Raw genomic sequence first — 24,843 nt, 5'->3', positions numbered from 1 at the left:
CCCTGGAGAGGCCCCCGTTGAGCTCGCCGTACCCGCACTCCCCGTATCCCGCGTACCCGTACCAGCAGCCCGGGGCGCCGTACCCGCTCGTCGCCGGGCCGGGGTGCGAGGTGTGCGGGGCGCTGCCCGCCGCGCCGGTGACCGTGCGCGGGCACCAGGGCATGGTGGTGCTCATGCGGTTCCTGCGGCGGCGGGGGACGCTGTGCCGCCCGTGCGCGCTGGCCGTGTTCCGGCAGACACAGCGGGACACCCTGATACGGGGCTGGTGGGGGCCGCTGTCGGTGGTCATCACCCCGGTCACCCTGCTGGTCAACCTCGGTGCGCTGGCCCGGATCCGGAAGCTGCCGGCACCGGTCACGGCCGCCTGGCGCCCGCCGCTGGACCCCGGCCGGCCGCTGCTGCGGCGGCCGGCCGTGCTGCTCCCGCTCGCTGTCCTGGCCGCGCTGGTGATCGCCGTACCCGTCCTGCTCGCGGCCGGCGGCTCCGACGAGCCGTCCCGGGTGCGCTTCCAGCCCCGGAAGAACACCGAGCCGCTCTCGGTCGGGGCGTGCGCGCACAACGACCGCGAGTGGCCCCACCAGGACCTCAGGAACGTCCCCTGCGACTCGCCGGACGCCCAGTACCTGGTCACCGAGCAGCACAACGGGTACTGCGCGGACGGCGACTACTACGCCTACCTCCAGTACAGCGCGAACGGCGCGACCCCGCTGTGCCTGCACCCGGTGCGGAAGGAGCCGACGCCCCCGGCCGACGCGGTCCGGGACTAGCCGACGTCCGCGTCCAGCGCGGTGCGCCACTGGGCGACCACCTCCGCCGAGACCGGCCCCTGCCAGCCGGCGGGGCGGGCCGCGCCGCCGATGTGGAACGCCTCGATACCGCCCTCGCGCAGCCGGGGCACGTGGTCGAGGCGCAGCCCGCCGCCGACCATGATCTGCTGCTCGTAGCCCGGGCCGCCGCCCTGCGCCGCCTCGGCGAGCAGCGTGGGCAGGCCGTCGTCCACGCCGGAAGCGGCGCCCGCGGTCAGGTAGGTGTCCAGGCCGGGCAGGTCGGCGAGCTGCTTGCGCAGGGCGTCCCGGTCGGCGGCCCGGTCGATCGCCCGGTGGAAGGTCCACGGGCAGCCGTCGAGCGCGTCGACGACCCGCTCCACGGCGGCCACGTCGGCGCCGCCGTCCTCGGCGAGGAACCCGAGCACGAACTGGTCGGCGCCGGCCTCGCGCAGCTCGCCGGCCAGGCCGACCAGCCGGTCCAGGTCGCCGGCCGCGAAGCCGTCCGCGACGCGGAGCATCACGCGCAGGTCGATGTCGACGGCGGCGCGGATGGCGGCGACGGTGGCGGGCGCGGGGGTGAGCCCGTCGGCCGCCATCTCGGTGACCAGCTCCAGCCGGTCCGCGCCTCCGGCCTGGGCGGCGACCGCGTCCTCAAGGTCGAGGGCGATCACCTCCAGGACTGCACGCTTGCTCATGGCACCCCATTCATCGGCATTCGTCGGGCGACTACAGGTCTAGTCCAATTCAAGAGTATGCCCGTCCCCCAGCGCCAGCCGTACGAACGGGGGCCAGCCGTACGAACGGGACGACCGGCGGTCCGTCGGCATGCGCGAGGCGGCAGGCGGCGGGCGGCGCGGAAGAATGGGGCCATGGCCGACCTCGACGCCCTGCGACTCCGCTTCATCCGCGCCCTGGAGGCCGCCCGTGCCCCCGGCGGCGGCCCCGACCCCGCCCCGTACGCCGACAACCTGCTCGCCCGCTGGCAGGAGCCGCAGCGCCACTACCACACCGTGGCGCACCTCACCGCCGTGCTCGACCACGTCGACACCCTGGAGCGGTACGCGGCCGACCCGGACGCGGTCCGGCTGGCCGCCTGGTTCCACGACGCCGTCTACCTCCCGGAGCGGTCCGAGAACGAGGAGCGGTCCGCGCGGCTGGCCGAGCGCGCCCTGCCGGAGGCCGGCCTGCCGGACGCGAAGACGGCCGAGGTGGCCCGGCTGGTCCGGCTCACCGTCGGCCACGACCCGGCCGGCGACGACCCCGACGGCCAGGTGCTGTGCGACGCCGACCTCGCGGTCCTGGCCGCGCCCCCGTCCGCGTACGCCGCCTACACCGCCGCGATCCGCGAGGAGTACCACTTCGTGCCCAACGACGCCTTCCGCGAGGGACGTTCGGCGGTTCTGCGCCAACTCCTCGGCCTGCCGCACCTGTTCCACACCCCCTACGGCCGCGAGCACTGGGAGGCCACCGCCCGCTACAACCTGTCCGGCGAGCTGGAAATGCTGTCGACCTGAGGGAAACCGCCGCCTAGGGTTCGCCCATGCGATCGATGAACGGCGATGCCGTGACCGAGGCCGTCGCGGGCTGTCTCGCCGCCCTGCGCCCGGCGGTGGACCGCGACTGGACGGCCGTCCCGGCCGGGAACCTGGACTGGGACTGCCGCACCACGGCCGTGCACGTCGCCGACGACCTGGTGGCCTACGCCTCCAACCTGGTCGCGCGCGCCCAGGACGACTACGTCCCCTTCGAGCTGACCCCCGACAAGGGCGCCGGCAACGCGGACCTGCTCCAGGTCATCGAGGCGACCGGAGGTCTGCTGGCGGCGGCCGTCACCACCGCCCCGCCCGGGGTGCGCGCCTACCACCCCTACCCGTACGGCAGCGCCGACCGCGTGGGCTTCGCGGCGATGGGCGTCGCCGAGGTGCTGCTGCACACCCACGACATGACCCAGGGCCTCGGCCTGCCCTACGAGCCCTCCGCGGACCTCGCCGAATCCGTCCTGACCTGGATCTTCCCGCACGTCCAGCCGGGCCCCGAGCCCTGGCCGACCCTGCTGTGGGCCACCGGCCGCGGCGAGCTGCCCGGCCGCGCCCCCGTCACCGAATGGCGCTGGCGCAACAATCTGGTCATCCCCGCCGAGCGGTGCACCCTCACCGGCATCCGCCCGGCCGCCGCCCATGATCTGCGGCTCGGCGGCGACGGCGGCTTCGACTGGCTCGGCGGCGAGCCGTACACCGGCACCCAGCAGGCCGCCGGAATGCTGGTGAAGGCGTACCAAGCGGGCGTACACCGGCCGGAGTTCGGGGTCTTCGCCGTCGTCCGCAACGAGGACGGCCGCGCCCTCGGCGGCATCGGCTTCCACGGCGCCCCCGACGAGGAGGGCCGGGTGGAGATCGGCTACGACCTCGTGGAGGAGGCCCGCGGCCAGGGTTACGCGACCGAGGCGCTGCGCGCGCTGACCGAGTGGGCGCTGGCCCGCGAGGACGTCGATCTGGTGCTGCTGACCATCGAGCACGGCAACACCGCCTCCCAGCAAGTCGCGGCCCGCGCGGGCTTCGTCCGGGCGACCGTGGAGGAGGAACGGACGGCCCACGACGAGCACGACATGGAGCCCGGTCTCGGACTGTACCTGCGCCGCTCCTGATCCGCCGCTCCTGATCCACCACGCCTGCCCGCACCTCACCGGACCGCGCCGCGCACGGCTCCAGCCGCGGCTACCCGCCCCGTGCCCGCCGTCCCTTGGGCCGGCGCAGCCCCGACTCCCGCAGCAGCCGGACCACTTCCCGGCTGCTGACCTGCACCGCCCCGGCCGCCACCGCGTCGGCGTACCGGTGCTCGGGGAGGTCGTAGTGGTCGTTGTCGAAGGCCCGCCGCGGCAGGCCCAACCGGTCGGCGAAGGCGTGCAGTTCGTCGTACGAAGCGTCGCTGACCAGGTGCGACCAGAGGCGGCCGTGCCCGGGCCAGGCGGGCGGGTCGACGTACAGGGTCACGACGAGGCCGTTCCGCCGACGGCCGAGCCCAGCGAGCCCACCGCCGCGACCTTCACGCCCGCCTTGTGGCACACCCAGTGCGGGTCGGGGCCCAGTTCGGGTTCCACGTCCAGCGCGTGCGGGTCGCCGGAGCCGCACACCGGGCACAGCGGCCAGCGGCCGTACCGCTCCAGCAGCGCGTCCTGCACGTCCTGGGCGACCAGCCCGGCGACGAAGGCGGCGCCGTCCGGCCACTGCTCGACCCACCAGCGCCGCTGGGCGATGGACTCCTCCACCAGCGAGACCACGTCCGCCTCGGCGACCTCGCGCGCGACCAGGTCCGCGAGCACCAGGGCGCGGGCCGCGTGCAACGCCTGTTCCAGGGGGCTGATGGGGTCCATGCACCCATTGTGCGCAGTCTTGACCGGGACACCGAACCGAAAATATCTTTCATCTGTGACCCAGGACGTGAAGGAAACTTTCGGCAGTCCGGTCGGCTCCCTCGCCGCGAAGGTGCGCACGCTCGCCCCGTCCATGACCCGTTCCATGCAGCGGGTCGCCGAGGCCGTCGCCAACGACCCGGCCGGCTGTGCCGCCCTCACGGTCACCGGCCTCGCCGAACTCACCGGCACCAGCGAGGCCACCGTCGTGCGCACCGCCCGGCTGCTGGGCTACCCCGGCTACCGGGACCTGCGGCTCGCCCTCGCCGGACTCGCCGCCCAGCAGCAGTCCGGCCGCGCACCCGCGATCACCACCGACATCGCGGTGGACGACTCCCTGGACGACGTCGTCGCCAAGCTGGCCTACGAGGAGCAGCAGACCCTCGCCGACACGGCCGCCGGACTCGACACCGGGCAGCTCGGGGCGGCCGTCACCGCGCTGGTCGCGGCCCGGCGCACCGACGTGTACGGCGTGGGCGCGTCCGGGCTGGTCGCCCAGGACCTCACCCAGAAGCTGCTGCGGATAGGTCTCATAGCCCACGCGCACAGCGATCCGCATCTGGCGGTGACCAACGCCGTGCAGCTCCGTTCGGGTGATGTGGCGATCGCGATCACGCATTCCGGGACGACGGGGGACGTCATCGAGCCGCTGCGGGTCGCCTTCGAGCACGGGGCGACGACGGTGGCGGTCACCGGGCGGCCGGACTCGCCGGTCACCCAGTACGCCGATCTCGTGCTGACCACGTCGACCTCGCGGGAGACCGAGCTGCGGCCCGCCGCGATGTCCTCCCGGACCAGTCAGTTGCTGGTGGTGGACTGTCTGTTCGTCGGGGTGGCGCAGCGGACGTACGAGACGGCGGCACCGGCGCTGGCCGCGTCCTACGAGGCGCTGGCGCACCGGCACCGGAGCGCTTCGCGATAGACCGTAGGGACAGCACGTCCCCGTACCGGAGAGAGCCACCCCCCTTATGACCTCTCACGACCTGCGCAGTCAGCTGGCCTCCCTGACCACCGAGGCCTTCCGGCCCGAGCTGGCCGGCATCGATCAGCTGCCCACCCTGGAGATCGCCCGGCTGATGAACGGCGAGGACGCGGGCGTGCCCGGCGCCGTGGCCGGACAGCTGCCCCGGATCGCCGCCGTCGTCGACGCCGTGGCCGAGCGCATGGCCCGCGGCGGCCGGCTCGTCTACGCCGGGGCCGGCACCGCCGGGCGGCTGGGCGTGCTGGACGCCTCCGAGTGCCCGCCCACCTTCAACACCGACCCGGACCAGGTCGTGGGCCTGATCGCGGGCGGCCCCGCGGCGATGGTCACCTCCGTGGAGGGCGCGGAGGACTCCGCCGAGCTGGCCCACCGGGACCTGGACGCGCTGAAGATCACCCCGGACGACAGCGTGGTGGGCGTCTCAGCCTCCGGCCGCACCCCGTACGCCGTCGGAGCCGTCGAGCACGCCCGCGCGCTCGGCGCGCTGACCGTCGGCCTGGCCTGCAACGAGCACAGCGCGCTGGGCGCCGCCGCCGAGCACCGCATCGAGGTGGTCGTCGGCCCGGAGCTGATCACCGGCTCCACCCGGCTGAAGGCGGGCACGGCCCAGAAGCTGGTGCTGAACATGCTGTCGACGATCACGATGATCCGGCTCGGCAAGACGTACGGGAACCTGATGGTCGACGTGCGCGCCTCCAACGCCAAGCTCCGGGCCCGCTCGCACCGGATCGTCGCCCTGGCCACGGGCGCCGGGGACACCGAGATCGACCAGGCCCTCACGGCGACCGGCGGCGAGGTGAAACACGCGATCCTGGCGCTGCTCGCCGGCGTCGACGGCCCGACGGCGGCCCGGCTGCTGGAGGAGTCGGGCGGTCACCTGCGCGCCGCCCTGGCCCACGCCTCCGGCTGACGCGCCCTCGCCCTCAGGGCCGCCGGCCCGAGGGCGCCCGCCACACCAGCGTGTAGCGCCAGAACAGCCGGCGCCGCAGCCGGGCGCCGGGCAGGAGACGGCGGGCCGTGCGGGAGATCTCGGCGTAGGTCTCCCGCGGGTCCCGGGTGGGGGCCGTCATGGACAGGGGCCGCCGCGGGGCCGGCCGGCCGCGGTTCTTCGCCCAGCCCGTCAGCGCGTTGAGCGGTACGGCGACCAGCCCGAGCGCGTGGTCCAGCGGGCCGGCCGCCCGCGCGCAGCCGACGACGACGAGCGTGCCGCCGGGCGCGAGCCGGTCCCGGAAGCGGGTGAGGGTCTCGGCGAGGGGCAGGTGGTGGAGCACGGCGACGCAGGTGATCACGTCGTAGGGTCCGTCGGGAAGGTGCCGGGAGGCGTCGGCGAGGCGGTAGGCGACGGGTGCGCCGCCGGGCGTCGACTCCCGGGCCCGGTCCAGGATTCCGGCGTCGCAGTCCACGGCGTGCACCTCCCGGGCGCGCCGGGCGAGCAGCCGCGCCAGCTCCCCGCTGCCGCAGCCCACGTCCAGCGCGGTGCCGAAGCGGCGGGGCAACCGCCGTAACAGCCAGGGGTGGTAGTGGGCGTTGTGGTCCCAGGGGTGGGCCGCGTTGAAGCGGTGGAGGGCTTCCGGCAGGCGGCCCGCACGGCGCGTCGTCATGGCGTCCACTCCACCACGGTCCGCGCCTCCGCCGCGGGCCAGGGCACCATGGAGGCGAGGAGGCGACCGACCGATATGAACCACGCCCAGCTCACCGCCCTCGGACGGGCTCTCCGGCTGCTCGGGGAGCACGGCGAGGCCCTGACCGCCGACACGCCGGACGCCCGGCTGCACGAGATCAAGGACGACCTGCGGCGCGCCCTGGACCTGCTGGAGGACAGCGTGACCACGGGGGCACCGGCCACCCGCTGTCCCGAGCATCCGCAGGGTCCCGTGGACGAGAGCGCCCCCGACCTGTGCCTGTTGTGCGAGACCCGGCGCCGGGCCGCGCGCCGCTCGGAGTACCAGGGCTCCCGGCCGCGCCCGGCGGAGCCCGCTCCCACCGCGCCCTCCCGGTACGGCGTGCGCGGGGACCGTCCGCAGGCCCAGCAGCGGTGGCTGCCGGAGCTGTGGAACGGGCAGGAGTGGCAGCTGTGCGGCACGCCCCGCCGGGACCGGCGGGAGGCGGAGGCCTATCTCGCGGCCCAGCGGCGCGGCTCCCGGCCCGCCATGGCGTACCGGCTCGTCCACGAGTTCACCGACTACGAGGTGCTGCGGGTGTGGGGGACGCCGATGCGGGTCGACATCGAGCCGCTGGGCAATCTGTAGCGGCGGTTCGACTCGGGTGGCTCAGCTGAGGGTGGCCAGGGCCGACGGGTCGTAGGGCTTCAGCTCGTCGAAGCGGTCGGTGAGGATCTTGGCCGCCCACTCGGGGTCCTGGAGCAGCGCGCGGCCGACGGCCACCAGGTCGAATTCGTCGGCTTCCAGGCGGTCCAGGAGGTTGTCGATGCCCTTGACCGAGGAACTCTCGCCCTGGAAGGCGTTGATGAAGTCGCCGTCGAGGCCGACGGAGCCGACCGTGATGACCTGCTTGCCGGTGAGCTTCTTGGTCCAGCCGGCCAGGTTCAGGTCGGAGCCGTCGAACTCGGGCTGCCAGTAGCGGCGGGTGGAGGCGTGGAAGACGTCGACACCGGCCTCGGCGAGCGGGGTGAGGATGGCCTCCAGCTCGCCGGGGGTCTCGGCGAGGCGGGCGGTGTAGTCCTGCTGCTTCCACTGCGAGTAGCGGAAGATGACCGGGAACTCGGGGGAGACCGCCGCGCGGACCGCGGCGACGACCTCGGCCGCGAACCGGGTGCGGGCCACCGCGTCGCCGCCGTAGGCGTCGGTACGGCGGTTGGTGCCCGCCCACAGGAACTGGTCCAGCAGGTAGCCGTGGGCGCCGTGGATCTCCACGCCGTCGAAGCCGATGCGCTCGGCGTCGGCCGCGGCCCGCGCGAAGGCGCCGATGACGTCGTCGATGTCCTGCTGCGTCATCGTCGCACCCGTGGGCTCCGCGCCCGCGGTGACCAGGCCGGAGGGGCCGATGGCGGGGGCGTCCGGGTAGGGCCGCTGGCCCTGCTTGCGGACCATGCCGATGTGCCACAGCTGCGGGACGATGGCGCCGCCCGCCGCGTGCACCTCCTCGGCGACCTTCGCCCAGCCCGCCAGTTGCTCCTCGCCGTGGAACAGCGGGACGCGGCTGCTCTCGCCGGCCGACTCGTGGCCGACGTAGGTGCCCTCGGTGACGATGAGGCCGACGCCCGCGGCGGCACGGCGCGCGTAGTACGAGCGCACGTCCTCGCCGGGGATGCCGCCCGGGGAGAACTTCCGGGTCATCGGGGCCATCACGATCCGGTTCGGGACGGTGAGGCCGTTCAGCCGGACCGGGCGGGACAGGACGCGGGCCGCGCGGGAGGCGGCGGGCGTGAAGGTGGTCATGGGGGCTCCTAGCCATCCAGGGGCGACCAGCTGGTATGTGCGGCTGCATTGTTGCAGCACTTTAAGTAATGCCGGAACCCCGGCTCCCATTCCCGGGCCGCCCCGCACGACCGTGTGAACCGCGCCATACGCCCCGCTCGCCGACAACCGGGTGAATTGCCCGCACTTCCCTGTCGCGCCGCCGGAAAGATCGACCTACCAGCCTTAAATAACACGGCGTGACTATTACGCAACACAATGCCAGCGTGGGAGTGACCTGGGCGCCCGTCGCCGGCCCCGGAGTCACGCGGTGGACCGACCGCCTCGACGCGGCCGGCGAGCACACCCCCACTCCCCTGCGCGGACTGACCGTCGCGGTCGTCGGCCTCGGCTACGTCGGCCTGCCCACCGCCCTCGGCCTGCTGGACGCCGGCGCCACCGTCCTCGGCGTCGACATCAGCGAACAGCGGCTGGCGGACATCCGCACCGGGGACGTCGACCTGCTCCCGGCCCAGCACGCCGCCCTGGCCTGCACCCAGAACACCGGCGACCTCCTGCTCACCACGGACACCGGCACCCTGCCCCGCGCGGACGCCGTCATCGTCTGCGTACCGACCCCGATCACCGAGGACCACCGGCCCGACCTGCGCGCCCTGCGCGCCGCCTGCGCCACCGTGGTCGAACGGGCCGTACCGGGCCAGCTGATCGTGCTGACCTCCACCAGCCACGTCGGCACCACCCGGGACCTGCTGCTGGCCCCGCTCGCCGCCCGCGGCCTGACCGCCGAGCAGGACGTCCTCGTCGCCTTCGCCCCCGAGCGCATCGACCCGGGCAACGAACACCACACCCCGGAGACCACCCCGCGGATCGTCGGCGGCGCCGGACCGGTCAGCTCCCGGGCCGCCGCCTTCGTGCTGCGGCCCACCGCCTCGCGCATCCACCAGGTGCCCGACCCGGAGACCGCCGAGATGGCCAAGCTCTGGGAGAACATCTTCCGCGCGGTCAACATCGCCCTCGCCAACGAACTGTCGGATGCCTGCGCGCACCTCGGCCTGGCGCCCGTCGAGGTCATCGACGCCGCCGCCACCAAGCCGTACGGCTTCATGCCGTTCTACCCGGGCCCCGGGGCCGGTGGCCACTGCATCCCCTGCGACCCGTACTACCTGCTGCACCAGCTGCCCCCCGGCGGACCGACCGCCCCGGTGCTGAGCTGCGCCATGACCGCCCTGCGCGAGCGTCCCGCGCGGATCGCCGCGCAGGCCGCCGAGCGGCTGCGCGCCGACGGCCGCCCGCTCGACGGCGCCCGCGTCCTGGTCCTCGGGGCCGCCTACAAGCCGGGCGTGTCCGACATGCGGGAGAGCCCGGCGCTGCGGCTGCTCGCCCTGCTCGCCGAGCAGGGTGCCGACGCCCGCTACAGCGACTGCCACGTGCCCCGCCTGACCGTGGACGGCCGGGAGCTGCGGTCCGTGGCGGACCCGCACGAGGAGGCATGGGACCTGGTGATCGTGCACACCGTGCACCCCGGCACCGACCTCGGCTGGCTGGACGCGGTGCCGCGGGTGCTGGACACCCGGCACCGCATCCGGACCGCTGCCCCCGCCGCGGTCCGGTGAGCGCCGTACTCGACACCCCGCCCACAGCGTCCGCCGCGGCCGGCTCCCCCCTCCGCCGCCGGCTGCGGGCCCTCCTGGGCGGTGCACTGGAGACGATGGCCCCGCGCGAACGGGCCGCCCTGGTACGGCTGTTCGGCCTGATCGCGCTGCTGCCGCTACTGCTGCTGATCGCCCGGCGCTCGGTCCGGCTGCCGTACGAGCCCAGCCTGATCACCTGCTACGGCCTGGCGGTGCTGACCGGCACGGCCGGCCTGCTCTACCTCGCCTACACCCAGTACGACGACCCGGCCGTACGCACCCTGCGCCGCCGGGCCCCGGGCCACGAGACGTTCCCGGCACTGCCGGAACGGCCCAAGGTCAGCTTCCTGCTCGCGGTCAAGGACGAGGTCGGCAACGTCGGGGCCTGCGTCCGCTCCATGGCCGCCTCCGACTACCCCGACCTCCAGATCATCGTCGTCGACGACGGCTCCCAGGACGGCACCGGCGCGGTCCTCGACGGCCTCGCGGACGAACTCGGCATCACCGTCATCCGGCTGGACCGCAACATCGGCAAGAAGGCCGCCCTGGTGCGCGCCTGCGCGCTGGCCGACGGCGACATCCTGATGTTCACCGACTCCGACTGCGTCCTCGCCCCGGACGCGATCCGGCAGTGCGTACGGGCCATGGTCCGCCACCCCGACCTGGGCGCGGTCAGCGGGCACTGCCGCGCCCTCAACCCGCACCAGAGCACGCTGACCCGCGTCCAGGACGTCTGGTACGAGGGACAGTTCCGCATCGCCAAGGCGGCCGAGGCCGCGTACGGGGCGGTCACCTGCGTCTCCGGTCCGCTGGCCGCGTTCCGGCGCGAGGCCGTCTACAACTACCTGCCCGCCTGGGCGGAGGACCGGTTCGCGGGCGCCCCGTTCCGGTTCGCCACCGACCGGCAGCTGACCGGGTACGTGCTCGGCCAGGTTTGGCGCGGACGCGCCCTGAAACAACGGCACGCCGGCTCGCCGTTCGTCGCCGGACAGGACCACCCGGAGCGGCGCTGGCTGGTGGGCTACACCAAGTCCGCCCGGGTGTGGACCAACGTGCCCGCCCACTGGCGCCCCTTCCTCCACCAGCAGGTCCGCTGGAAGAAGAGCTTCATCCGCAACCTGTTCTTCACCGGCGGCTTCATGTGGCGCCGGGGGCCGGTCCCGGCCCTGCTCTACTACGGCCACGCCCTGTGGGTGCTGGCCGCCCCCGCCCTGGTCTTCCTGCACCTGGTGTGGGCCCCGCTGCACTGGACGGCCGGGCTCACCGCGCTCTACGTGGCCGGGATGCTGCTCAAGGGCAGCATCTGGGGCCTGGCGTTCCGGTTCGACAACCCGGGCGACAGGCGCTGGCGCTACCGGCCCCTGATGAGCCTGCTGTCCTGCTGTGTCCTGGCGTGGCTGCTGCCGTACGCCGCTCTCACCCTCCGCCGTGGAATCTGGACGAGGACCCCCGCATGAGCATCACCGCAACCCCGTCGACACCGCACCCGCCCCGGCGGGGCCGGGCCCGCAAGGGCATCGGCTACCTGTTCCGGCTGACCGTCGCCGTACTCTCCGCCGCCACCGTGCTCGCCCTCTACTACGTTGTCCTCACCCGGGGAGGCTCCCGGTGAGCCGGCGCGGCGACTCCCGTACGGCCACCACCGGCCGCAGGCTGCTCGGCCCCGCGGTCCGCAGCGCGTTCGGCGTCCTCGCCGCCATGGTGGTGGTGACGCCGTTCCTCGGCGCGTGGAGCTACGAGAGCGCGCGGCGCGCGGTGTCCGCGCAGGCCGCCGCGCCCCGCGTCGGGGCGGACGCGCTGCCCGGGGAGATCGTCGGGTCCCGTGCGAGCGCGCCGATCGTGCTCGCGTACCACGACATCAACCCCGAGCCCACCAACGACTACACCCTCACCCCGCGGCAGCTGGACACCCAGCTCGCCAAGCTGGCGGCGGCGGGCTACCGCTCCCTGACCACCGAGGAGTTCACCCGCTACCTGGCCACGGGCACGACACCGGCGCCGCACACCGTCTACCTCACCTTCGACGACGGCACCCGGGGTCTGTGGGCGCACGCCGACCAGGTCCTCGCCAAGCACAAGATGCACGCGGCGTCCTTCCTGATCACCGGCGCCGTCGGCACCCACCGGCCGTACTACCTGTCCTGGGCCGAGATCGACCTGATGAGGGCGTCCGGACGCTGGGACTTCCAGGACCACACGCACCTCAGCCACGAGCGGGCGGCGATCGACGCCGCCGGACACCTGGGGTCGGTGCTCGCCAACCGGCTCTGGCTGGAGAAGGAGAAACGGCTGGAGACCGAGAGCGAGTACCGCATCCGGGTGCGCACCGACCTGGACAAGTCGCTGCGGGCGTTCTCCGACCACCACCTGCCGGCACCCCAGCTGTTCGCCTACCCGTTCTCGGAGACGGCCGGGCCGACCAACCTCGCCGCCCGCAACACCTCCGTGCTGGAACGGCTGCTGCGGGAACGGTTCACCGCCTCGCTGACCAACGTCTCCTCGCGGCCCCTGCCGGCCGGTCCGCGCGCGGCCGCCGCCCGGCAGGTGCAGCGCCTGGAGGTGGTGCGGACGACGTCCACGAACACCTTCGTGAAGCAGCTGAACGAGTGGGTCTCCCGCTCGCCGGCCGAGATCCCCGAGCCGCTGCGCCACCCCGAGCAGTGGCGGTTCCCGGGCAGCCCGTCGGGCACCGGCCTGGCGGCGCTGACCGGCAAGGGGGTGGCGAACGGCACGTACGTGTCGGCCGTCCACCTGCCGATGGGTACGGCGGACTGGGACACCTACCGGGTGAGCGCCACCGTCGCCGGGCTGAGCGGGACGAGGACCAGCGCGTCGGTGGAGGTCGGGCACGGCAGCCTGGTGCCCATCACGGTCACCGTCTCGGAGGCGGGAGTCCGGGTGACCGAGCGGCCGGCCGACGGCACGGCACGCGTCACGACCGGCAAAGTCGCCCCGGCGGCGGAACACCGGCTGAACCTGGAGGTCTCCCCCGGCGGCGTCCGCATCACCGTGGACGGCGGTCACGCGCTGGTGGCCCGCGCCACGGAGGAACCCGACCCGGCGCGCACCAGCGGAGGCGTGTCCTTGGCGGTACGCAACGAGACGAACAAGGCCGACAAGACAGATAGGGCAGACAAGGCGGCCTGGCCCCGCTTCACGGCGCTGCACATCAAACCCTGAACGTCCCCTGATCTCCTGATCCCCGGAAGGCCGCCCCTCTCGGTGGGCGGCCTTCGTACACGCGGCGGAGCTTCCAGGTGGCCGTCGGGCCGCTCGCTTCCCGGCCAGTGTCGGGCTTCCACGAGGCGAGTCAAGGGCGCGTCCCGCGTCGGCTGCGCCGATGGCCCTCCGGGCCACCCTTGACACACCTCGCTCCAGCCCGGGGAAGAAGCGAGCGAGCGGCCGAAAGAACAGTGGCCCAGCCCGGCACCGGACCCAAGGGTGGGCTACAAGGCCCCGTCGGCAGGGTCACGCGCTCGCGCCTCGCCAGCACGCCGGGCGGGCTTAGCGGCTTGCGGCCCGGTGGGGTGGTGCGCGGTCGCGTCTCGCCTGCACGCCGGGTCGGCTTGGCGGCTTGCGGCCCGGCGGGCGGACCCTGCGGGCGAGCGGCCATCTCGCGAACCAGGGCGGCGGACGACAGCTACCGCCACAGCAGCCCGGATACGCAAGGGGCGAGGAGGGGAGGGACAGGGGACCTAGTTATGGACAAGCAGTCCAAAACAACCCACCCCCAGACCCACCACCCCACCACCCAACGCCCACCACCCGTCACCCCCGGCGCCACCACACACCACACACCAACCCGCAAGCCGCCAAACACACCCGGCGTGCAGGCGAGGCGCGAGCGCGCATCCCCGACCCACGATGCGAACGCAGCCCACCGCAGGGACCAACCAAGTCCAGCCGGCCACTTTCCCCTGGCCGCCCGCTCGCTTCTCCCCCGTGCTGGAGCGAGGTGTGTCAAGGGTGGGCCGAAGGCCCATCGCCGAAGGCGACGCGCAGCGCCCTTGACTCAGCTCGCGGAGGCACGACAATCGCCGAGAAGCGGGCGGCCCCACGGCAACCATGGCAACACCGGGAAACGCCCGAGGGCGGTACCCCGGCCGGAAAGCCAGGAGTACCGCCCTCGTTCGTAGGACAGTTGATCAACCCTCGGGTCGATCAGAAGTCCATGTCACCGCCCGGCATGCCGCCGCCGGCCGGGGCCGCGGCCTTCTCCGGCTTGTCGGCGATGACGGCCTCGGTGGTGAGGAACAGCGCGGCGATCGACGCGGCGTTCTGCAGCGCGGAACGCGTCACCTTCGCCGGGTCGATGATGCCCTCGGCGACCAGGTCGACGTACTCGCCGGTCGCGGCGTTCAGGCCGTGGCCCGGGGTCAGGTTGCGCACCTTCTCCACCACGACACCGCCCTCAAGGCCGGCGTTCACGGCGATCTGCTTCAGCGGGGCCTCCAGGGCGATGCGCACGGCGTTGGCGCCGGTCGCCTCGTCACCCTCCAGCTCCAGCTTCTCGAAGACCTGGGAGGCCTGCAGCAGGGCCACGCCACCACCGGCGACGATGCCCTCCTCGACGGCGGCCTTCGCGTTGCGGACGGCGTCCTCGATGCGGTGCTTGCGCTCCTTGAGCTCCACCTCGGTGGCGGCACCGGCCTTGATGACGGCCACGCCGCCCGCGAGCTTGGCCAGGCGCTCCTGGAGCTTCTCGCGGTCGTAGTCGGAGTCGCTGTTCTCGATCTCGGCGCGGATCTGGTTGACCCGGCCGTTGACCTGCTCGGAGGAGCCGGCACCGTCGACGATGGTGGTCTCGTCCTTGGTGATGACGACCTTGCGGGCGCGGCCCAGGAGGTCCAGGGTCGCGTTCTCCAGCTTGAGGCCGACCTCCTCGGAGATGACCTCGCCGCCCGTGAGGATGGCGATGTCGCCGAGCATGGCCTTGCGGCGGTCGCCGAAGCCCGGGGCCTTGACGGCGACGGACTTGAAGGTGCCGCGGATCTTGTTGACGACCAGGGTCGACAGGGCCTCGCCCTCGACGTCCTCGGCGATGATCAGCAGCGGCTTGCCCGACTGCATGACCTTCTCCAGCAGCGGGAGCAGGTCCTTCACCGCGGAGATCTTGGAGTTGGCGATGAGGATGTACGGGTCCTCGAGCACCGCCTCCATGCGCTCCATGTCGGTCGCGAAGTAGGCGGAGATGTAGCCCTTGTCGAAGCGCATGCCCTCGGTGAGCTCCAGCTCAAGACCGAAGGTGTTGGACTCCTCGACGGTGATGACGCCTTCCTTGCCGACCTTGTCCATGGCCTCGGCGATCAGCTCGCCGATCTGGGTGTCGGCGGCGGAGATGGACGCGGTGGAGGCGATCTGCTCCTTGGTCTCGACGTCCTTCGCCTGCTCCAGCAGGGCGGCGGAGACGGCCTCGACGGCCTTCTCGATACCGCGCTTCAGGGCCATCGGGTTGGCGCCGGCGGCGACGTTGCGCAGGCCCTCCTTGACCAGGGCCTGGGCGAGCACGGTCGCGGTGGTCGTACCGTCACCGGCGACGTCGTCCGTCTTCTTGGCGACTTCCTTGACCAGCTCGGCGCCGATCTTCTCGTACGGGTCCTCGAGCTCGATCTCCTTGGCGATGGAGACACCGTCGTTGGTGATCGTGGGCGCGCCCCACTTCTTCTCGAGGACGACGTTGCGGCCCTTGGGGCCGAGCGTCACCTTCACGGCGTCCGCGAGCTGGTTCATGCCGCGCTCGAGGCCGCGCCGCGCCTCCTCGTCGAACGCGATGATCTTGGCCATGTGAAGTGGTCCCTCCAGGACTGGGGGTGATTCCTTCGGACCGCGCCCGCGCCCGCGACGGACGGCTCGCCGGCCTCGTGGTTCCTTGCCCCACCCGGCCCGCGGGCCTCACCGACCCGGTCCTTCACTGTCACTCTCACCTTCAGAGTGCTAACGCAATGATTAGCACTCGGCATGGTCGAGTGCAAGCGCCCGGCCGGGTGGAGAGGTGCCCGTCAGCCGCCCGCGAACGCCGGAACCGGGACCCGGCTGCGGCACGGCGAAGGGCCCGCACCCTCTGCGAGGTGCGGGCCCTTCACACGAAACATTCAGGCGGTGACGCGAACCATGTCGGCCTGCGGACCCTTCTGGCCCTGCGAGATCTCGAACTCGACCCGCTGGCCCTCTTCCAGGGTGCGGTAGCCGTCCATCTGAATCGCGCTGTAGTGGACGAAGACGTCCGCACCACCGTCGACCGCGATGAAGCCGTACCCCTTCTCCGCGTTGAACCACTTGACGGTGCCCTGAGCCATGCCTAACTCCCCTATTACTGGCCCTTGCACAGATCCACACTTCGCGGACCCGGGTCAGACCTCACCCCCCAACTGGTCGGGGGCGTGCGCCGGAACGCGTCGACCGCGGCCGAATGTATCTGTCCAACTGCCGTCTGCAACAGGTCAATCGGACGAGAATTCTGGACGTCGGAGATCTGGAATATGGCGAGAATTCGCCAGAATTCAGGGCAAGTCGGGCCCCATAAAAGCCACAAAAGCCGCGCGGAACCCGCACAACTTGGCTGTTTCTCATCGGGCGCACGGCATGATCGCAGGGCTCGCGGCCACCCGGCCGCGACCGTGTTCCCCAACTCTACCGCGTTCAATCACGCAGAATTGCCCCCTCCGTTTCTCTCACGGAGGGGGCAATCGAGTGGACGGTCGGTGACCGGCCTCACCGTCGGTGCATGGTCAGCCGCCGGCGACCGCGGGGATGATCGAGATACCGGCGCCGTCGGGGGTCGCCGTGTCCAGGCCCTGCTCGAAGCGCACGTCGTCGTCGTTGACGTACACGTTGACGAACCGGCGCAGCTTGCCCTGGTCGTCCAGGACGCGGGCGGCGATCCCCGTGTGGTTCTTCTCCAGGTCCGCGATGACCTCGCCGAGCGTGCCGCCCTCGGCCGGGACCTCGGCCCGGCCGCCGGTGTAGGTACGCAGGATGGTGGGGATGCGAACGGTCACGCTCATGCGAGGCCAGCCTCTCGGAAGGAGTCCAGGGTCGGGCGGATGGTGGCGGTCAGGCCGGTCCCGGCGACCGCGTCCAGGGTCTTCAGGCCGTCACCGGTGTTGAGGACGACCGTGGTCTTGGCCGGGTCCAGCACGCCCTCCTGGAGCAGCTTGCGGGTCACGCCGACGGTCACGCCGCCCGCCGTCTCCGCGAAGATGCCCTCGGTGCGCGCCAGCAGCCGGATGGCGTCGACGATCTGCGCGTCCGTGACGTCCTCCACGGCACCGCCGGTGCGGCGGGCCACGTCCAGGACGTAGGGGCCGTCGGCCGGGTTGCCGATCGCCAGGGACTTGGCGATGGTGTCCGGCTTCTGCGGCCGTACGACGTCGTGGCCGGCCTTGAAGGCGGTGGAGACCGGGGAGCAGCCCTCGGCCTGGGCGCCGAAGATCTTGTACGGCCGGTCCTCGACCAGCCCGAGCTTGATCAGCTCCTGGAGACCCTTGTCGATCTTCGTGAGCTGGGAGCCGGAGGCGATCGGGATCACGATCTGGTCGGGCAGCCGCCAGCCGAGCTGCTCGCAGATCTCGTACGCCAGCGTCTTGGAGCCCTCGGCGTAGTACGGCCGCAGGTTGACGTTGACGAAGCCCCAGCCCTCGCCGGACGGGTCGCCGATCAGCTCGGAGCAGAAGCGGTTCACGTCGTCGTAGTTGCCCTCGATGCCGACGAGTTCACCGCCGTAGACCGCGGCCATGACGATCTTGCCCTGCTCCAGGTCGTGCGGGATGAACACGCAGGAGCGGAAGCCGGCCCGGGCGGCGGCGGCGCCGACGGCTCCGGCGAGGTTGCCGGTGGAGGAGCAGGACAGGGTGGTGAAGCCGAAGGCGCGGGCGGCCTCCAGGGCCTGGGCGACGACCCGGTCCTTGAAGGAGTGGGTCGGGTTGCCGGAGTCGTCCTTGACGTACAGGCCGCCGGTCACGCCCAGTTCGCGGGCGAGGTTGTCGGCCTTGACGAGTTTGGTCCAGCCGGGGTTGAGATTGGGCTTTTCGGCGACGTCGGCCGGGACCGGCAGCAGTGGGGCGTAGCGCCAGATGCTGGCGGGGCCGGCCTCGATGCGCCGGCGCAGTTCCTCGGTGTCGTAGGCGGAGAAGTCGTAGGCGATCTCCAGCGGGCCGAAGCACTCCTCGCAGGCGAAGACCGGTCCGAGGGGCACCCGGTGGCCGCATTCGCGACAGCTGAGGGCCGCTGCGGGACCGAGGTCCACGGTGGAGTCGCTGGAGGTTGCAACTGTCTGCACAGCCATGTGAGGCGAGGCCCTTTCTCCTCATCTTCCTCACGACGCATCTCGCCGTGAGACGGATTTGGCACCTTCCCTAGCCGGGAGCCTCGCTCGGAAGAAGACGAGAATCGGCTGGAGGGTTGCCGGGGCTTCATCGGGCCGTGTCCCTCTGCCCCTCTGGATGAGCTGTATGTGGTTGTCAACGCCGCTTGACCCCCCGACATGCGATGGTCATCGGCGTTGTTCAAGACTGTAACCGAAGGCCAGGACAGTTGAGATAGTCGTCCGAACCGCGAGATGCATCACACGGCGACGTGTGGTGGTGACAGTGAGGAGCCGCCGACCGTGCTGGAAGAAGTCGAGCGCTGGCTGGGCCGCCGCTCCTGGTCCGTGGCCGACCGCCCGCCGCACCAGGTGCTGGCCGCCAAGCAGCGCACGGGCCAGACGATCAGCGTCGTACTGCCCGCCCTCAACGAGGAGGAGACGGTCGGTGACATCGTCACCGTCATCCGCCGCGACCTCGTGGAGCAGATCCCGCTCGTCGACGAGGTCGTGGTCGTCGACTCCGGCTCCACCGATCGCACCTCCGAGGTCGCCGCGCGGGCCGGCGCCCGGGTCGTCCACCGCGACGAGATCCTGCCCCGCATCCCGGCCGTCCCCGGCAAGGGCGAGGTGCTGTGGCGCTCGCTGCTGGTGACCGGCGGGGACATCGTCTGCTTCATCGACGCGGACCTGCGGGAGTTCTCCTCCGACTTCGTGCTCGGCATCGTCGGGCCGCTGCTCACCGAGGCGGACGTGGACCTGGTCAAGGCGATGTACGACCGTCCGCTCGCGGGCTCCGCCGGGCAGGGCGGGCGGGTCACCGAGCTGATGGCCCGGCCGCTGCTGAACATGCACTGGCCGCAGCTGGCCGGTTTCGTGCAGCCGCTGGGCGGCGAGTACGCGGCCCGCCGCTCGCTGCTGGAGCAGCTGCCGTTCCCGGTGGGCTACGGCGTGGAGCTGGGCATGCTGGTGGACGCGCTACACCTGGTGGGCCTGGACGCGCTGGCCCAGGTCGACGTGGGGGTGCGCAAGCACCGGCACCAGGACGGTCAGGCCCTCGGCCGGATGGCCGCCGCGATCTACCGCACGGCCCAGCTCCGGCTGGCCCGGGGCCATCTGGTGCGGCCCGCGCTGACCCAGTTCGAGCGGGGCGAGGACGGCTTCGAGCCGCGTACCTACTCGGTGGACACCGAGGAGCGCCCGCCCATGGTGGAGATCGCGGAGTACGCGGAGCGGAAGGTGGCGTGAACGGTCGGTACACGGCCTGCTTCGCAGGTGGATCGCACGTTTGAGGGTTTACGGGCCGGGCTAGGTTGAGGCGTATGGCTTCCACGCGCACTGCTGTCGGCAAAGCTCGGGTTCTGGTCGCCTCCAACCGCGGCCCGGTCTCCTATCAGGTACGCGAGGACGGCTCGCTCGACGCCCGGCGGGGCGGCGGCGGGCTGGTCTCGGGGCTGTCCGCCATCGGGTCGGACGCGGACTCGGTGTGGGTGTGCGCCGCGCTGGGCGACGGCGACCGGGCGGCGGTGCGGCGCGCCGACGGCGGGCTGCTGCCGGTGGAGGAGACCGGCGGGCAGCGGGTGCGGATGCTCGACATCGACGCGTCCGTGCACGCCGAGGCGTACAACGGCATCGCCAACTCGGTGCTCTGGTTCGTCCACCACCTGCTGTACCAGACCCCGTTGGAACCGGTGTTCGACGCGGACTTCCGTCGCCAGTGGGCGTCGTACCAGACCTACAACCAGGCGTTCGCCGAGGCGCTGGCCGAGGAGGCGGCCGAGGGCGCGGCGGTGCTGATCCAGGACTACCACCTGGCGCTGGCTCCCCGGATGCTCCGCCGGCTGCGGCCGGACCTGCGCATCGGCCACTTCTCGCACACCCCGTGGGCCCCGCCGGACTACTTCCGGCTGCTGCCCGACGACATCGCGGCCGAGCTGCTCGGCGGCGTCCTGGGCGCGGACCGGGCGGGGTTCCTGACCCGGCGCTGGGCGGACGCCTTCACCGCCTGCTGCCATGAGGTGCTGGGGCCCGGCATCCCCTCCGGCACCGAGATCGGGGTGCACGGGCTGGGCGCGGACGGGGACTTCCTGCGCGAGCGGGCGCACCGGGCGGACGTGGCCGAGCGGATGGCGGCGCTGCGCGAGGAGATCGGCGAGGGCCGCCGCACGATCGTCCGGGTGGACCGCACCGAGCTGTCCAAGAACATCGTGCGCGGGCTGCTGGCGTACGAGCAGTTGCTCACCGACCGTCCCGAGTGGCGGGAGAAGGTCGTCCACGTGGCGTTCGCCTACCCCTCCCGCCAGGACCTGGCCGTGTACCGCGACTACACCGCCGAGGTGCGGCGGGTGGCGGACCGGATCAACGAGCGGTACGGCACGCCGGGCTGGACGCCGGTGGTGCTGCACGTGAAGGACGACTTCGCGCGCTCCCTGGCCGCCTACCGGATGGCCGACGTGGCGCTGGTGAACCCCATCCGGGACGGCATGAACCTGGTCGCCAAGGAGATCCCGGTGGTCTCCGACGAGGGCTGCGCGCTGGTGCTGTCCCGGGAGGCGGGGGCGCACGAGGAGCTGGGCGAGGACGCGTTCACGGTGAACCCGTACGACATCACGGGCACGGCGCGGGCGCTGCACGAGGCGCTGACCCTGCCGGCGGAGGAGCGGGCGGCCCGCTCCAAGCGGCTGGCCGCCGCCGCGACCGCGCTGCCGCCCGCCCGCTGGTTCCTGGACCAGCTTCAGGCCCTGACCGCTCAGCCGAGCTGAGCGGCGAGCGCCCGCAGCAGTCCCACGACCCCCTCCGGGCCGTCCACCACCAGGTCGGCCCGCTTCGCCAGTTCGGTGACCTCCGTGCTGCCGCTGCACACCAGCAGGCCGGGGACGCCGTCGGCGCGGAGGGTGTCGACCGCGGCGAAGGCGGGCAGGTCGCCGAGGTCGTCGCCGGCGTAGACGACGCAGCCGGCGCCGACGGCACGGGCGTGGTCGAGGAGGGCCACGCCCTTGTCCATGCCGGGCGGGCGCAGCTCCAGCACCAGGCGGCCGGGCTCGACGATCAGCCCGTGCCGGGCGGCGAGGTCGGCGAGGGGGGCGCGCAGCGACTCGAAGGCGCCCTGCGGGTCGGCGGCCCGGCGGGTGTGCACCGCGAGCGCCCGGCCCTTCTCCTCGGTCCAGACGCCCTCGCCGGCGGCCCGCTCCAGCAGGCGGGGCAGTTCGGCGCGGGCGGCGGCCACGCCGGGGTGCGGGGGCGGTGCGGTGACGGTGCCGGTGGCCGCGTCCCAGCGTTCGGCGCCGTAGTGGCCGAGGACGGTGAGGTGCTCCAGGCCGGGGACGCCGGCGAAGCCGCCGTGGCGGACGGCGACCTCGGGCGGGCGGCCGGTGATCACGGCGACGGAGGCGATCTGGGGGGCGAGGGCGGCCAGCGCGGGTACGGCGTCGGGGTGGGCGCGGGCCTGCTCGGGGTCGGCGACGATGGGGGCCAGGGTGCCGTCGAAGTCCAGGCCGATCAGCGCGGTGCGGGGCCGCTCCAGCAGCGCGGCGAGCCCGTCGCGGCCGGGCTGGGTCTGCGGGGTGGGCAGAGGATCCATACCGCGACAGTATCCGGCGCGGGCGGGGCTCACGCCTGAGCCGAAGCTCACGCCTGCGCGGGAGCCGGGGTCAGCGCTCCGCCCGCCGGGCCTGTCTGATCCGGCGCAGCCGGTTGACCGTGACCGGGTCGTGGGCGAGGGCGCGCTCGTCGTCCAGGAGGGCGTTGAGCAGCTGGTAGTAGCGGACCGGGGAGAGGTCCAGTTCCTCGCGGATGGCGCGTTCCTTCGCGCCGGGCCCGGGGAAGGCCCGGCGCTCCAGCGCGAGGATGGCTTTTTCGCGACTGCCCAGTTCCATGCCGGCCACCGTAGCGGCCGACGGGGCGGCCGCGCTCAGTTCGCGGTACTGCCGTCGGCCGACGGGAAGGCCGCGCTCAGTTCGCGGTGCTGCCGCCGGCCGACGGGAAGGCCGCGCTCAGTTCGCGGTGGTGCTGTCGGCCGCCGTGGCGGTCGCCTGGAGCCGGGTCAGCACGCCGGAGGGGCTGCCGTTCGGGGCGACGGCCTGCCCGATGTTCTGCTTCAGGGACGCGCTGACCGCCGCCCAGGAGGTCTTGCCGACGGGGTACAGCTCGGTGCTGGGCAGCTCTTCCAGGAAGGGGCGCAGGGCCTTGTCGGCCGCCTGGTCCGAGGCGCTCATGACGTTGGAGGCGGAGCTGGTGACCGGCAGCAGTCCGTAGGTGCGGGAGAAGTCGAGGACGTTCTTCTCGGAGTAGACGAAGTCGAGGAAGTCGCCGATCTCGTCGCGGTGCCCGTTCTGCTTGAAGGCCATCATCCAGTCGGCGACGCCCATGGAGGCCCTGGCCTTGCCGGTGCGGCCCGGCATCGGCACGGTGCCGAACTTCACGCCCTTCGCGGCGGCCTGCTGGATCAGCGTGGGGTGGCCGTTGAGCATGCCGACCTGGCCGTCGGCGAAGGCGGCGAAGGCGGCGGCGCGGTTGAGCTTGCCGGGGGCGACCGGGCCGGTGAGCCCCTTGCCGACCAGTTCGTCCTTGAGCCAGGTGAAGGTGGAGACGTTGGCGGCGGAGTTGATGGTGTAGGTGCCGATGTCGTCGGTGTAGCCGCTGCCGCCGTTGCCGCCGGCGAGCAGCCACTGCATGGTCTCGGCCTGCGCCTCCTCCGGGCCGAGCGGGAGCGCGAAGGGGTACTTCACGCCCTTGTCCTTGAGCGCCGCGGCGTCGGCGGCCAGCTCGGCCCAGGTGGTGGGCGGGGTGATGCCGGCCTTGGTGAACAGGGTCTTGTTGTAGAAGAGCACGCGCGTGGAGGCGCCGAACGGGATGCCGTACTGCGTGTGCTTCCACTGGCCGGCGTCGGAGAGCTGGGAGAGGAAGTCGGCCTGGGTGCGGATGGAGAGCAGCTCCGAGGCGGGGTAGAGCTTGCCGGCGGCGGCGTAGTCGGCGTAGGCGCCGATCTGGGCGAGGTCGGGGGCGTCCCCGGCGTCGACCATCTCCTTGACCTTGCGGTCGACGTCGTTCCAGGAGTAGACGCTGACCTCGACCTTCACGTCCGGGTGCGTGGACTCGTAGTCCTTGACCAGCTCGTCCCAGTACTTCTTGGAGCTGTGGGCCGCCGAGTCGCCGTAGTCTGCGGCGACCAGTCTGAGCGTGACGTCGGAGGACCCCGTTGCCCCGCAGCCGCCGAGGACCGCTGTCATGCCCAGTGCGGACACCACCGCGATCGTTCCTGCCGTACCCCGACGCACCCTCAAAGCCCCAACCCTGCCGTCTGACCGTTCAACATATGGACACATAAGGTCTACACCACGTGAGTGGACTAGACCTCTCGTGGGTGGAAGGGTCACACTAGCCCCGTGGTGAGACATGTCATCGCCCTGGACGTGGGCGGTACCGGGATGAAGGCCGCCCTCGTCGGCGCCGACGGCACGCTGCTGCACCGCGCCCGCCGCTCCACCGGACGGGCGGACGGCCCCGACGCGGTGGTGGCGGGCATCCTCGACTTCGCCACCGAGCTGCGCGCCCACGGCGTCGGGCAGTACGGCGAACCGGCCGCCGCGGCCGGCATAGCCGTCCCCGGCACCGTCGACGAGGCGGACGGCACCGCCGTCTACTCCGCCAACCTCGGCTGGCGGGACGTACCCCTGCGCGCGCTGCTCGCCGAGCGGCTCGGGATGCCGGTCGCCCTCGGCCACGACGTGCGCACCGGCGGCCTCGCCGAGGGCCGGATCGGCGCGGGCCGGGGCACCGACCGGTTCCTGTTCCTGGCGCTGGGCACCGGGATCGCCGGCGCGATCGGTATCGGCGGCCGGGTGGAGGCCGGCGCGCACGGCTTCGCGGGCGAGATCGGCCACATCGTCGTGCGGCCCGGCGGCGCCGCCTGCCCCTGCGGGCAGCGCGGCTGCCTGGAGCGGTACGCCTCCGCCGCCGCCGTCGGCGCGGCCTGGGCGGCGGCCTCGGGCGACCCGGACGCGGACGCCGCGGACTGCTCGCGGGCCGTCGCGTCCGGTGACCCGAACGCCGTCCGGGTCTGGCAGGAGGCGGTGGACGCGCTCGCCGACGGCCTGCTCACCGCCGTCACCCTGCTGGACCCGCGCACGCTGATCATCGGTGGCGGGCTGGCCGAGGCGGGGGAAGTGTTGTTCCGGCCGCTGCGGGAGGCCGTCCGGCGCCGGATCACCTTCCAGAAGGCACCCGCCCTCGTCCCCGCCGCCCTCGGCGACAGCGCCGGCTGCCTGGGCGCGGGCCTGCTGGCCCGCGATCTGCTGACGATCACTCCTACGACTCCGGAGGTAAGCACCTGATGGCAACCGAGCGGGAAACTCCGGCCCCGGACGGCGCCCCGGG

General features: G+C 72.8%; 25 protein-coding genes and 1 riboswitch. Of the genes, 13 read left to right on the top strand and 12 right to left on the bottom strand.

Features of this window, described 5'->3' with window-relative positions; translation table 11 throughout:
• Positions 1 to 17: 17 nt before the first annotated feature.
• Positions 18 to 767: an LppU/SCO3897 family protein gene (locus tag Srubr_RS33520; protein WP_229926564.1), complete on the top strand. Its 750-nt coding sequence runs from the start codon at positions 18 to 20 to the stop codon at positions 765 to 767.
• Here Srubr_RS33520 and Srubr_RS33515 read toward each other — a convergent pair.
• The gene (locus Srubr_RS33515; protein WP_189992428.1) at positions 764 to 1,462 is read right to left on the bottom strand and encodes a copper homeostasis protein CutC; all 699 of its coding nucleotides are present in this window, start codon (positions 1,460 to 1,462) and stop codon (positions 764 to 766) included. The genes Srubr_RS33520 and Srubr_RS33515 overlap by 4 nt on opposite strands.
• A 174-nt stretch (positions 1,463 to 1,636) precedes the next feature.
• Here Srubr_RS33515 and Srubr_RS33510 point away from each other — a divergent pair, with 174 nt between their 5' ends.
• Positions 1,637 to 2,281 carry an HD domain-containing protein gene (locus Srubr_RS33510; RefSeq protein ID WP_189992431.1) on the top strand — a complete coding sequence of 215 codons (645 nt, stop codon included), beginning with the start codon at positions 1,637 to 1,639 and terminating at the stop codon, positions 2,279 to 2,281.
• A 35-nt stretch (positions 2,282 to 2,316) separates the two neighbouring features.
• Complete coding sequence (locus Srubr_RS33505; protein ID WP_373313436.1) at positions 2,317 to 3,411, top strand: GNAT family N-acetyltransferase; 1,095 nt, start codon at positions 2,317 to 2,319, stop codon at positions 3,409 to 3,411.
• Between the two features lie 70 nt (positions 3,412 to 3,481).
• On the opposite strand, the gene Srubr_RS33500 is transcribed toward Srubr_RS33505, so the two are convergent.
• Together Srubr_RS33500 and Srubr_RS33495 are read right to left on the bottom strand one after the other, a co-directional pair.
• Positions 3,482 to 3,757 carry a DUF4031 domain-containing protein gene (locus Srubr_RS33500; protein WP_189992434.1) on the bottom strand — a complete coding sequence of 92 codons (276 nt, stop codon included), beginning with the start codon at positions 3,755 to 3,757 and terminating at the stop codon, positions 3,482 to 3,484.
• Complete coding sequence (locus Srubr_RS33495; protein WP_189992436.1) at positions 3,754 to 4,137, bottom strand: hypothetical protein; 384 nt, start codon at positions 4,135 to 4,137, stop codon at positions 3,754 to 3,756. Before Srubr_RS33495 ends, Srubr_RS33500 begins: the two co-directional genes overlap by 4 nt.
• 55 nt (positions 4,138 to 4,192) lie before the next feature.
• On the opposite strand from Srubr_RS33495, the gene Srubr_RS33490 reads away from it, so the two are divergent.
• Complete coding sequence (locus tag Srubr_RS33490) at positions 4,193 to 5,098, top strand: MurR/RpiR family transcriptional regulator (protein WP_189992439.1); 906 nt, start codon at positions 4,193 to 4,195, stop codon at positions 5,096 to 5,098.
• 46 nt (positions 5,099 to 5,144) lie between these two features.
• Entirely contained in the window at positions 5,145 to 6,068 is a 924-nt protein-coding gene (gene murQ, locus Srubr_RS33485; protein WP_189992440.1) for an N-acetylmuramic acid 6-phosphate etherase, read from the top strand.
• 13 nt (positions 6,069 to 6,081) lie between these two features.
• On the opposite strand, the gene Srubr_RS33480 is transcribed toward murQ, so the two are convergent.
• Positions 6,082 to 6,759, bottom strand: coding sequence for a class I SAM-dependent methyltransferase (locus tag Srubr_RS33480; protein WP_189992442.1), 678 nt, complete (start codon positions 6,757 to 6,759; stop codon positions 6,082 to 6,084).
• 75 nt (positions 6,760 to 6,834) lie between these two features.
• On the opposite strand from Srubr_RS33480, the gene Srubr_RS33475 reads away from it, so the two are divergent.
• Positions 6,835 to 7,407: a hypothetical protein gene (locus tag Srubr_RS33475; protein WP_189992444.1), complete on the top strand. Its 573-nt coding sequence runs from the start codon at positions 6,835 to 6,837 to the stop codon at positions 7,405 to 7,407.
• A gap of 21 nt (positions 7,408 to 7,428) precedes the next feature.
• Here Srubr_RS33475 and Srubr_RS33470 read toward each other — a convergent pair whose 3' ends face one another.
• Positions 7,429 to 8,556, bottom strand: a complete 1,128-nt coding sequence (locus Srubr_RS33470) for an NADH:flavin oxidoreductase (RefSeq protein ID WP_189992446.1) — start codon at positions 8,554 to 8,556, stop codon at positions 7,429 to 7,431.
• Positions 8,557 to 8,801: 245 nt separating this feature from the next.
• Here Srubr_RS33470 and Srubr_RS33465 point away from each other — a divergent pair, with 245 nt between their 5' ends.
• The 4 genes from Srubr_RS33465 to Srubr_RS33450 are packed head-to-tail and all read left to right on the top strand — an operon-like array spanning position 8,802 to position 13,346.
• The gene (locus tag Srubr_RS33465) at positions 8,802 to 10,148 is read left to right on the top strand and encodes a nucleotide sugar dehydrogenase (protein ID WP_229926566.1); all 1,347 of its coding nucleotides are present in this window, start codon (positions 8,802 to 8,804) and stop codon (positions 10,146 to 10,148) included.
• Positions 10,145 to 11,623, top strand: a complete 1,479-nt coding sequence (locus Srubr_RS33460) for a glycosyltransferase family 2 protein (protein WP_373313426.1) — start codon at positions 10,145 to 10,147, stop codon at positions 11,621 to 11,623. The genes Srubr_RS33465 and Srubr_RS33460 overlap by 4 nt, the downstream gene beginning before the upstream one ends.
• A complete protein-coding gene (locus Srubr_RS33455) occupies positions 11,620 to 11,778 on the top strand; it encodes a hypothetical protein (RefSeq protein ID WP_189992448.1) in 159 nt (52 codons plus the stop codon). The genes Srubr_RS33460 and Srubr_RS33455 overlap by 4 nt, the downstream gene beginning before the upstream one ends.
• Positions 11,775 to 13,346: a polysaccharide deacetylase family protein gene (locus tag Srubr_RS33450; RefSeq protein ID WP_189992454.1), complete on the top strand. Its 1,572-nt coding sequence runs from the start codon at positions 11,775 to 11,777 to the stop codon at positions 13,344 to 13,346. Before Srubr_RS33455 ends, Srubr_RS33450 begins: the two co-directional genes overlap by 4 nt.
• Before the next feature lie 981 nt (positions 13,347 to 14,327).
• Here Srubr_RS33450 and groL read toward each other — a convergent pair.
• The 4 genes from groL to thrC form a co-directional block, all read right to left on the bottom strand.
• Complete coding sequence (gene groL / locus Srubr_RS33445; RefSeq protein ID WP_030779546.1) at positions 14,328 to 15,950, bottom strand: chaperonin GroEL; 1,623 nt, start codon at positions 15,948 to 15,950, stop codon at positions 14,328 to 14,330.
• A 308-nt stretch (positions 15,951 to 16,258) separates the two neighbouring features.
• Entirely contained in the window at positions 16,259 to 16,462 is a 204-nt protein-coding gene (locus Srubr_RS33440) for a cold-shock protein (protein ID WP_004986573.1), read from the bottom strand.
• A gap of 432 nt (positions 16,463 to 16,894) precedes the next feature.
• Positions 16,895 to 17,170, bottom strand: a complete 276-nt coding sequence (locus Srubr_RS33435) for a MoaD/ThiS family protein (protein WP_030779552.1) — start codon at positions 17,168 to 17,170, stop codon at positions 16,895 to 16,897.
• Positions 17,167 to 18,450: a threonine synthase gene (thrC, locus tag Srubr_RS33430; protein WP_189992456.1), complete on the bottom strand. Its 1,284-nt coding sequence runs from the start codon at positions 18,448 to 18,450 to the stop codon at positions 17,167 to 17,169. The genes Srubr_RS33435 and thrC overlap by 4 nt, the downstream gene beginning before the upstream one ends.
• Positions 18,451 to 18,468: 18 nt before the next feature.
• Positions 18,469 to 18,614, bottom strand: a riboswitch (SAM riboswitch).
• A 157-nt stretch (positions 18,615 to 18,771) separates the two neighbouring features.
• Between thrC and Srubr_RS33425 the strand changes: the two genes are divergently transcribed.
• Together Srubr_RS33425 and Srubr_RS33420 are read left to right on the top strand one after the other, a co-directional pair.
• Positions 18,772 to 19,716, top strand: a complete 945-nt coding sequence (locus Srubr_RS33425) for a glucosyl-3-phosphoglycerate synthase (protein ID WP_189992457.1) — start codon at positions 18,772 to 18,774, stop codon at positions 19,714 to 19,716.
• 74 nt (positions 19,717 to 19,790) lie between these two features.
• Positions 19,791 to 21,230 carry an alpha,alpha-trehalose-phosphate synthase (UDP-forming) gene (locus Srubr_RS33420; RefSeq protein WP_189992459.1) on the top strand — a complete coding sequence of 480 codons (1,440 nt, stop codon included), beginning with the start codon at positions 19,791 to 19,793 and terminating at the stop codon, positions 21,228 to 21,230.
• Here Srubr_RS33420 and otsB read toward each other — a convergent pair.
• The 3 genes from otsB to Srubr_RS33405 form a co-directional block, all read right to left on the bottom strand.
• Positions 21,218 to 22,048 carry a trehalose-phosphatase gene (gene otsB / locus Srubr_RS33415; RefSeq protein WP_189992466.1) on the bottom strand — a complete coding sequence of 277 codons (831 nt, stop codon included), beginning with the start codon at positions 22,046 to 22,048 and terminating at the stop codon, positions 21,218 to 21,220. The genes Srubr_RS33420 and otsB overlap by 13 nt on opposite strands.
• A gap of 70 nt (positions 22,049 to 22,118) precedes the next feature.
• Positions 22,119 to 22,343, bottom strand: a complete 225-nt coding sequence (locus Srubr_RS33410) for a DUF3263 domain-containing protein (protein WP_030612188.1) — start codon at positions 22,341 to 22,343, stop codon at positions 22,119 to 22,121.
• A 117-nt stretch (positions 22,344 to 22,460) separates the two neighbouring features.
• Complete coding sequence (locus Srubr_RS33405; RefSeq protein ID WP_189992468.1) at positions 22,461 to 23,792, bottom strand: ABC transporter substrate-binding protein; 1,332 nt, start codon at positions 23,790 to 23,792, stop codon at positions 22,461 to 22,463.
• A gap of 63 nt (positions 23,793 to 23,855) precedes the next feature.
• On the opposite strand from Srubr_RS33405, the gene Srubr_RS33400 reads away from it, so the two are divergent.
• Positions 23,856 to 24,800: an ROK family protein gene (locus tag Srubr_RS33400; protein WP_189992800.1), complete on the top strand. Its 945-nt coding sequence runs from the start codon at positions 23,856 to 23,858 to the stop codon at positions 24,798 to 24,800.
• The last annotated feature ends 43 nt before the right edge of the window (positions 24,801 to 24,843 follow it).

This window comes from Streptomyces rubradiris, assembly GCF_016860525.1.
Taxonomy (GTDB): domain Bacteria; phylum Actinomycetota; class Actinomycetes; order Streptomycetales; family Streptomycetaceae; genus Streptomyces; species Streptomyces rubradiris.
Note: the sequence above shows the minus strand (reverse complement) of the source record. Positions and strands in the feature narration are given on the sequence as shown.